This window comes from Pseudomonas corrugata, assembly GCF_001269905.1.
Classification (GTDB): Bacteria; Pseudomonadota; Gammaproteobacteria; order Pseudomonadales; family Pseudomonadaceae; genus Aquipseudomonas; species Aquipseudomonas corrugata.
Map to the genome: position 1 here is coordinate 359,596 of NZ_LHVK01000015.1, position 7,928 is coordinate 367,523.

Annotated in this window: 9 protein-coding genes; all 9 read right to left on the reverse strand. The window is 59.8% G+C overall.

The window, feature by feature from the left end:
* Window positions 1-10: 10 nt before the first annotated feature.
* Window positions 11-2,140 carry a flagellar biosynthesis protein FlhA gene (flhA, locus tag AD665_RS21820; protein WP_024778671.1) on the reverse strand — a complete coding sequence of 710 codons (2,130 nt, stop codon included), beginning with the start codon at window positions 2,138-2,140 and terminating at the stop codon, window positions 11-13.
* A gap of 247 nt (window positions 2,141-2,387) precedes the next feature.
* Entirely contained in the window at window positions 2,388-3,527 is a 1,140-nt protein-coding gene (gene flhB, locus AD665_RS21825; RefSeq protein ID WP_053193675.1) for a flagellar biosynthesis protein FlhB, read from the reverse strand.
* A 3-nt stretch (window positions 3,528-3,530) separates the two neighbouring features.
* Window positions 3,531-4,313, reverse strand: a complete 783-nt coding sequence (fliR, locus tag AD665_RS21830; protein ID WP_024778669.1) for a flagellar biosynthetic protein FliR — start codon at window positions 4,311-4,313, stop codon at window positions 3,531-3,533.
* A 4-nt stretch (window positions 4,314-4,317) separates the two neighbouring features.
* On the reverse strand, window positions 4,318-4,587 hold the full coding sequence (gene fliQ / locus AD665_RS21835) for a flagellar biosynthesis protein FliQ (protein WP_024778668.1): 270 nt from the start codon (window positions 4,585-4,587) through the stop codon (window positions 4,318-4,320).
* Between the two features lie 21 nt (window positions 4,588-4,608).
* A complete protein-coding gene (gene fliP / locus AD665_RS21840) occupies window positions 4,609-5,358 on the reverse strand; it encodes a flagellar type III secretion system pore protein FliP (RefSeq protein ID WP_024778667.1) in 750 nt (249 codons plus the stop codon).
* Window positions 5,358-5,768 carry a flagellar biosynthetic protein FliO gene (fliO, locus tag AD665_RS21845; protein WP_033034509.1) on the reverse strand — a complete coding sequence of 137 codons (411 nt, stop codon included), beginning with the start codon at window positions 5,766-5,768 and terminating at the stop codon, window positions 5,358-5,360. The genes fliP and fliO overlap by 1 nt, the downstream gene beginning before the upstream one ends.
* 27 nt (window positions 5,769-5,795) lie before the next feature.
* Entirely contained in the window at window positions 5,796-6,254 is a 459-nt protein-coding gene (gene fliN / locus AD665_RS21850) for a flagellar motor switch protein FliN (RefSeq protein ID WP_024778665.1), read from the reverse strand.
* A gap of 71 nt (window positions 6,255-6,325) precedes the next feature.
* Window positions 6,326-7,294 (reverse strand): flagellar motor switch protein FliM, encoded by a 969-nt coding sequence (gene fliM / locus AD665_RS21855; RefSeq protein ID WP_003184019.1) that lies wholly within the window; start codon window positions 7,292-7,294, stop codon window positions 6,326-6,328.
* Window positions 7,295-7,303: 9 nt separating this feature from the next.
* Window positions 7,304-7,807 (reverse strand): flagellar basal body-associated protein FliL, encoded by a 504-nt coding sequence (fliL, locus tag AD665_RS21860; protein ID WP_024778664.1) that lies wholly within the window; start codon window positions 7,805-7,807, stop codon window positions 7,304-7,306.
* Window positions 7,808-7,928: the final 121 nt, after the last annotated feature.

The window sequence follows — 7,928 nt, forward strand, 5'->3', positions numbered from 1 at the left end:
ACCCACTACCTCAGCCGTTGGGCCCTACTGTCGCAACAATGGTCACTTGCTTGTTGTCCGGTATTTCCTGGTACGCCAGCACATGCAGCCCCGGAACCGCGAGGCGACCGAATCGCGAAAGCATCGCACGAATCGGACCCGCCACCAGCAAGATCACCGGTTGGCCTTGCATCTCCTGCCGCTGGGCTGCCTCGATCAACGAACGTTGCAGCTTCTCGGCCATGCTTGGCTCCAGCAGAACGCCCTCTTCCGAGCCTTGCCCTGCCTTCTGAAGACTATTGAGCAATATCTGTTCCAACCTTGGCTCCAACGTGATCACAGGCAGCTCCGACTCAGTGCCTACAATGCTTTGGACGATTGCGCGGGATACGCCGACCCGCACCGCAGCCACCATGGCGGCGGTATCTTGACTCTTGGATGCGTTGTTGGCGATGGCTTCAGCAATACTGCGGATGTCACGTACCGGCACCTGTTCGGCCAGCAGCGCCTGCAAAATCTTGAGCAACTGCGACAACGAAACCACGCCGGGCACCAGCTCTTCGGCCAGCTTCGGCGAGCCTTTGGCCAGCACCTGCAGCAATTGCTGGACTTCTTCGTGACCAATCAGCTCGCTGGAGTGTTTGTACAAAATCTGGTTCAAATGGGTCGCAACTACCGTACTGGCGTCCACCACGGTGTAACCGAGGGACTGGGCCTGGGCCCGCTGACTGATTTCAATCCACACCGCTTCCAGGCCAAAAGCTGGATCCTTGGCGGTAATGCCGTTGAGCGAACCATAGACCTGACCCGGGTTGATCGCCAGTTCGCGGTCCGGGTAGATCTCGGCTTCAGCCAGGATCACCCCCATCAGCGTCAGGCGATAGGCGCTGGGCGCCAGATCGAGGTTGTCGCGGATATGCACGGTGGGCATCAGGAAGCCCAGGTCCTGGGACAACTTCTTGCGTACCCCTTTGATCCGCGCAAGCAGTTGGCCGCCCTGGTTGCGATCCACCAGCGGAATCAGGCGATAGCCGACTTCCAGGCCAATCATGTCGATAGGGGTCACGTCATCCCAGCCCAGCTCCTTGGTCTCGAGGGCACGGGCCGGCGATGGCAACAGTTCCTGCTGGCGCTTGACCTCTTCCAGTGCCTGGACTTTCTGCACGTTCTGCTTCTTCCAGAACAGATAGGCACCGCCTGCCGCCACGGCTGCCATGCTCAGGAAGGAAAGGTGCGGCATACCTGGCACCAGGCCCATCACTGCCATCAGTCCGGCAGCCACGGCCAGGGCCTTGGGCGATGCGAACATCTGCCGGCCGATCTGCTTGCCCATGTCTTCGGAGCCCGAAGCACGGGTCACCATGATCGCCGCAGCTGTGGATAACAACAGTGATGGCAATTGCGCCACCAAACCGTCACCAATGGTCAGCAAGGCATATACCTTACCCGCATCACCGAAACTCATATGATGCTGGAAGATACCGACGGCCACGCCGCCGATCAGGTTGATGAACAGGATCAACAGGCCCGCGATGGCGTCACCGCGTACGAACTTGCTCGCACCGTCCATGGAGCCGTAGAACTCGGCTTCCTGAGCCACTTCCAGACGACGAAGCTTGGCCTGACTCTGATCGATCAGACCGGCGTTGAGATCGGCGTCGATTGCCATCTGCTTACCGGGCATGGCGTCGAGGGTGAAACGCGCACTCACCTCGGAAATACGCCCGGCACCCTTGGTGACCACCACAAAGTTGATGATCATCAGGATGGCGAAGACCACGATACCGACCACGTAGTTACCGCCGATCACCACCTCACCAAAGGCCTGGATTACCTTACCTGCGGCGGCGTGACCTTCCTGGCCGTGGAGCATGACCACGCGGGTGGACGCCACGTTCAGCGCCAGGCGCAAGAGCGTGGCCACCAGCAGGATGGTCGGGAACACGGCGAAATCCAGCGGGCGCAGGGCATACACACACACCAGCAACACCACGATCGACAGGGCAATGTTGAACGTGAAGAACACGTCCAGCAGGAACGGTGGCACCGGCAGCATCATCATGGCGAGCATGACCATCAGCAACAGCGGGACGCCCAGATTGCCCCGACTGAGGTCTACGACATTGCTGCGCGCGGCGCTGAGTATCTGAGAGCGATCCACCAAAATTCCCCGTTCCTGTGAAGCAAACTTTTGACGCCCGGTACAGGCGCAGACGGGGTATTGCAAGAAGCCTTCCAACTTTTGCCAGACCTGGAAATACAAGCCCGGGAGCACAAATAAGGACCCTGTGGGAGCGAGCCTGCTCGCGATGGCGGTAGTTCAGTGATGACGGAATTGACTGGAAGGCCGCTATCGCGAGCAGGCTCGCTCCCACAGGGTCTGTCACCAGCAGGACCCGGCGCACACCTTATTCTGGATCGCGGCGCAGATCCGGCGGGATCGGCAAATCCTTGAGTGGATCGGGGCGCTTGCCCTTGCCGGCGCGGTGCTGGCGGATCTGGTAGACATAGGCCAGCACCTGGGCCACCGCCAGGTACAGCCCGCCAGGAATTTCCTGGTCGAGCTCGGTGGAGTAATAGATCGACCGCGCCAGGGCCGGCGACTCCAGCAGCATCACTTCATTGGCCACGGCGATCTCACGGATCTTCAGCGCCAGGAAATCGCTGCCCTTGGCCAGCAACACCGGCGCGTTGCCTTTTTCCGGGTCGTACTTGAGCGCCACGGCATAGTGGGTCGGGTTGGTGATGACCACGTCGGCAGTCGGGATCGCCGACATCATCCGTCGCTGGGACACCTCATGTTGCAACTGGCGAATCCGCTGCTTGACCTCTGGCTTGCCCTCTTGCTCCTTGTACTCGTCGCGGACCTCCTGCTTGGTCATCATCAGTTTCTGCTTGCTCTGATACAGCTGGATCGGCACGTCGATGGCTGCGATCAGAATCAGGCCGCAAGCCATCCACAAGGTGCTCCAGCCCACCAATTGCACGCTGTGGATGATGGCCTGTTCCAACGGCTCATGGGCGATGCGCAGCAGGTCGTCGATGTCCGACTGCAACACGGTCAACGCCACGAACAGGATCAACAGGAATTTCCCAAAGGCCTTGAGGAGTTCCATCAGGGCCGAAGTGGAGAACATGCGCTTGAGGCCCGACAGTGGATTCATCCGACTGAACTTGGGGGCCAGACTACCGGCGGCGAACAGCCACCCCCCGAGTGAAATCGGGCCGATGAAAGCGGCCAGGAGCAAGAAAATCAGGATCGGTTGCACCGCCACAATCGCGATTTTTCCCGAGTGCAACAAGTACTGCGCCATGGCCCCCGGACTGAGCAGTACTTCGCGCGGCAGGGAGAAATTCAGACGCATGATTTCCAGCAGGTCCAGGGCCAATCCCCCGCCATAGATCAGCAGTCCTCCAGCGCCGGCCAGCATCACGACAAGGGTATTGAGCTCCTTGGAGCGCGCAATCTCGCCTTTCTCCCGGGACTCGCGCTTGCGCTTGTCCGTGGGATCTTCTGTCTTGTCCTGGCCACTCTCGCTTTCGGCCATGGTTCAGCGTGCCTGTGCCATTTCGCGTAGCAGCAGCAGGGCCTGGGTGGCCAGGGGCTGATACTGATTGAGAATGTCCCCCAGAGTGACCCAGAAGATCACCATGCCCAGCACCAGGGTCAGCGGAAACCCGATGGAAAAAATATTCAACTGTGGCGCCGCCCGGGTCATCACCCCAAATGCGATGTTGACCACCAGCAAAGCCGTGATCGCGGGTAGTACCAATACCATCGCAGCCCCCAGGACCCAGCCGAGCTTGCCGGCGACCTCCCAGAAATGGTTGACCAGCAGCGCGCTGCCCACCGGCATCGTAGTGAAACTCTCGGTCAGCACCTCGAACACCACCAGGTGCCCGTTCATGGCGAGAAACAGCAGCGTCACCAGCATCGTCAGGAATTGACCGATCACCGCCGTGTTCACGCCGTTCGTGGGGTCGACCATGGACGCGAAAGCCATGCCCATCTGAATCGAAATGATTTGCCCGGCCACCACGAACGCCTGGAAGAACAGTTGCAGCGAAAACCCCATCAGGGTCCCGATGAGGATCTGTTCGGCCACCAGCATCAGCGCACTGAGGTCCAGGGCATGAACCGGCGGCATCGGTGGCAAACCGGGCGCGATGACCACCGTGATCGCCAGGGCGAAATACAGGCGCACGCGTCTCGGCACCAGGGTCGTACCGAAGACTGGCATGCTCATCAACACGGCAGTAACGCGAAACAGCGGCAAGACGAAAGCCGCTACCCAGGAGCCGATCTGGGTGTCCGTCAGCGCGAGCATCGACATCGGGTCAGCCGATCAACTGCGGAATACTGCCGTACAACCGCAGGATGTATTCCATGAAGGTTTGCACCAGCCAAGGCCCGGAGACAATCAGCGTCACCAGCATGACCAGCAGGCGTGGCAGGAAGCTCAGGGTCTGTTCGTTGATCTGGGTCGCGGCCTGGAACATCGCAACCAGCAGACCCACCAACAGACTGGGAATAACCAGGATGGCGACCATCATGGTCGTCAACCAGAGCGCTTCGCGGAACAGGTCTACCGCTACTTCAGGAGTCATATCGCCCTACCTGCAAATGGTCTAAACACCGCCGAAGCTGCCAGCCAGGGTGCCGATGATCAAGGCCCAGCCATCCACCAGCACGAACAGCATGATCTTGAACGGCAGGGAAATGATCAGCGGCGACAGCATCATCATCCCCATCGCCATCAGTACGCTGGCGACTACCAGGTCGATGATCAGGAACGGGATGAAAATCATGAAACCAATCTGGAACGCGGTCTTCAGTTCGGACGTGACGAACGCGGGCACCAGGATGGTCAGAGGTGCCTGATCGGGACTGGCGATGTCGGTACGCTTGGACAAGCGCATGAACAGCTCCAGGTCACTGCTGCGGGTCTGGGCCAGCATGAAATCCTTGATCGGCACTTCAGCCTTGGCCACCGCATCCTGGGCAGTGATCTTTTCCGCCAGGTAAGGTTGCAGCGCATCCTGGTTCACCCGGTCGAACACCGGGGCCATGATGAACATGGTCAGGAACAGCGCCATGCCGGTGAGGATCTGATTCGACGGCGTCTGCTGCAACCCCAGGGCCTGGCGCAGAATCGAAAAGACAATGATGATCCGGGTGAAACTGGTCATCAGCATGACAAACGCGGGGATGAAACTCAGCGCGGTCATGATCAGCAGGATCTGCAGGCTGACCGAGTATTCCTGGGCCCCCTGGGCGTTGGTGCCGAGGGTAATTGCCGGGATCGACAATGGATCGGCGGCGAACGCCAGCGGCGCGGCCAGCATCAAGGCCAGCGCCAACAGAATGCGCAACGGCATTACTTCTTATCCTTCTGGTCTTTACCCAGCAATTCCATGAGGCGCTGGGCAAATTCGGGGGTGGCCTGGTCGGTGGCGGGCACCTGCACCGGCTCCTTGAGGACATGCAACGCAGTGATGGTACCCGGACTGAGGCCCAGCAGGATCTGCTCGTTGCCGACCTGCACCAGCACCAACCGGTCCCGCGGGCCGAGCGCCCGCGAACCGACGATATCGATGACCTGCCCTTTGCCGGTCGGCCCCGCCTGCTGTACGCGCCGCAACAGCCAGGCCAGCAAGAAGATCACCCCCAGCACCAGCAACAGGCCGAGCACCAGTTGCGTGAGCTGTCCGGCCATGCCGCTGCCGGCCGTCGACGCCGTGGTCGCGGTACTCGCAGGTTCGGCCGCCAGAACGCTGAATGGCAGCATCAAGGCGATAGCGAAAAGACCTTTCACTCAGCGCAGCTTCTTGATGCGTTCGCTCGGGCTGATCACGTCCGTCAGGCGAATGCCGAACTTCTCGTTGACCACCACCACTTCGCCATGGGCAATCAGGGTGCCGTTGACCAGCACGTCCAGCGGCTCACCCGCCAGGCGATCCAGCTCAATCACCGAGCCCTGGTTGAGTTGCAGCAGGTTGCGGATGTTGATGTCGGTGCTGCCTACTTCCATGGAGATCGACACAGGGATATCCAGAATCACGTCCAGATTCGGCCCGTCCAGCGTCACCTGCTCGTTGCTTTTCGGCACGCTGCCGAACTCTTCCATCTGCAGGCGATTGGACGCTTGGGCACCCGTGTCGGCGGCCAGCAAGGCGTCAATGTCGGCCTGTCCGGTTTCACCGGCTTCTTCCAGGGCAGCAGCCCACTCATCAGCCAGCGACTGGTCGTCCTGGTTGTTCATATCATCAGCCATCATTTGTCCTCGGCGGGCAAAAATCAGTTAAAAACGTAAATTCAGCTACAAATCAAAGCGTTCGACATTACTCAGCGGCGTTCGATCGGCTCGATCACCTGCAACGCCAGGTTGCCTTTGTGAGAGCCCATCTTGACCTTGAAGGCCGGCACGCCGTTCGCACGCATGATCATGTCTTCCGGCATTTCGACAGGAATGATGTCTCCCGGCTGCATGTGCAGGATGTCCCGCAGCCGCAACTGACGCCGGGCAACCGTCGCGCCGATCGGCACGTCGACATCCAGCACGTCCTGGCGCAGGGCGTTGATCCAGCGCTCGTCCTGATCGTCGAGGTCGGACTGGAAACCGGCGTCGAGCATTTCGCGCACCGGCTCGATCATGGAGTACGGCATGGTCACATGCAGGTCCCCGCCGCCACCGTCGAGCTCGATATGGAAGGTCGATACCACGATCGCCTCGCTCGGACCGACGATGTTGGCCATGGCCGGGTTCACTTCCGAGTTGATGTACTCGAAGTTCACTTCCATGATCGCCTGCCAGGCTTCCTTCAGGTCCACGAAGGCCTGCTCCAGCACCATGCGCACCACCCGCAACTCAGTCGGGGTGAACTCACGGCCCTCGATCTTGGCATGACGACCGTCACCGCCGAAGAAGTTGTCCACCAGCTTGAATACCAGCTTGGCGTCGAGGATGAACAGCGCGGTGCCGCGCAAGGGCTTGATCTTCACCAGATTGAGGCTGGTGGGCACGTAGAGCGAGTGTACATACTCCCCGAACTTCATCACTTGCACGCCACCGACCGCCACATCGGCCGAGCGACGCAGCATGTTGAACATGCTGATGCGGGTATAGCGGGCGAAACGTTCGTTGATCATTTCCAGGGTCGGCATGCGTCCGCGAACGATGCGATCCTGGCTGGTCAGGTCGTAGCTTTTGACGCTGCCCGGTTCAGCAGCGTTTTCGGTCTGCACCAGGCCGTCGTCGACACCATGCAACAACGCGTCGATTTCGTCCTGGGACAACAGGTCCTGCACGGCCATGGCGGGTTCCTACTGCAATACGAAGTTAGTGAAAAGCAACTGTTCGATCACCACTTTGCCGAGCTCTTTCTGAGCCACTTCCTGCACGCTGGCCGTGGCTTTCTGACGGAGCATTTCCTGGCCGACGGGGGTAGCGAGGGTGTCGAAATTCTGTCCGGAGAACAGCATCACCAGGTTGTTGCGGATCAGCGGCATGTGCACCCGCAGCGCTTCCAGGTCAGCCTGGTTGCGGCCCAGCAATGTGATGCTGACCTGCATGTACCGTTGACGGCCATTCTGGGTGTAGTTGGTGACAAATGCAGGTGCCATGGGCTCGAAAATCGCCGGCTGCTTGCCCACCGGTGCGGCTTCCACCACAGCCGCCGCCTTGCTTTGAGCGTTGTGCATGAAATACCAGGTTGCCCCCACGGACACACCGATCGCCAGGAGCAAACCCACCACGATCAGGATGATCATCTTGAGTTTGCCTTTGGTTGCAGGGTCTTTTACAGCTGCTGCTTCGCTCTTCGCCATGCCAATAATCCGTCACTAATCGGGGGGTTTACGGTTGCATGGCAAGGCAGGAGCAAGTGTTATGCCAGAAGCAATTTGCGCCACCCTAAAACAACTGTGGGAGCGGGCTTGCTCGCGAAGG

Coding starts and splice junctions, on each gene's coding strand:
- fliM (WP_003184019.1), bottom strand. CDS start 7,294: ATGGCCGTGCAGGACCTGTTGTCCCAGGACGAAATCGACGCGTTGTTG.
- fliQ (WP_024778668.1), bottom strand. CDS start 4,587: ATGACTCCTGAAGTAGCGGTAGACCTGTTCCGCGAAGCGCTCTGGTTG.
- fliL (WP_024778664.1), bottom strand. CDS start 7,807: ATGGCGAAGAGCGAAGCAGCAGCTGTAAAAGACCCTGCAACCAAAGGC.
- fliO (WP_033034509.1), bottom strand. CDS start 5,768: ATGCTGCCATTCAGCGTTCTGGCGGCCGAACCTGCGAGTACCGCGACC.
- fliN (WP_024778665.1), bottom strand. CDS start 6,254: ATGGCTGATGATATGAACAACCAGGACGACCAGTCGCTGGCTGATGAG.
- fliP (WP_024778667.1), bottom strand. CDS start 5,358: ATGCCGTTGCGCATTCTGTTGGCGCTGGCCTTGATGCTGGCCGCGCCG.
- fliR (WP_024778669.1), bottom strand. CDS start 4,313: ATGTCGATGCTCGCGCTGACGGACACCCAGATCGGCTCCTGGGTAGCG.
- flhB (WP_053193675.1), bottom strand. CDS start 3,527: ATGGCCGAAAGCGAGAGTGGCCAGGACAAGACAGAAGATCCCACGGAC.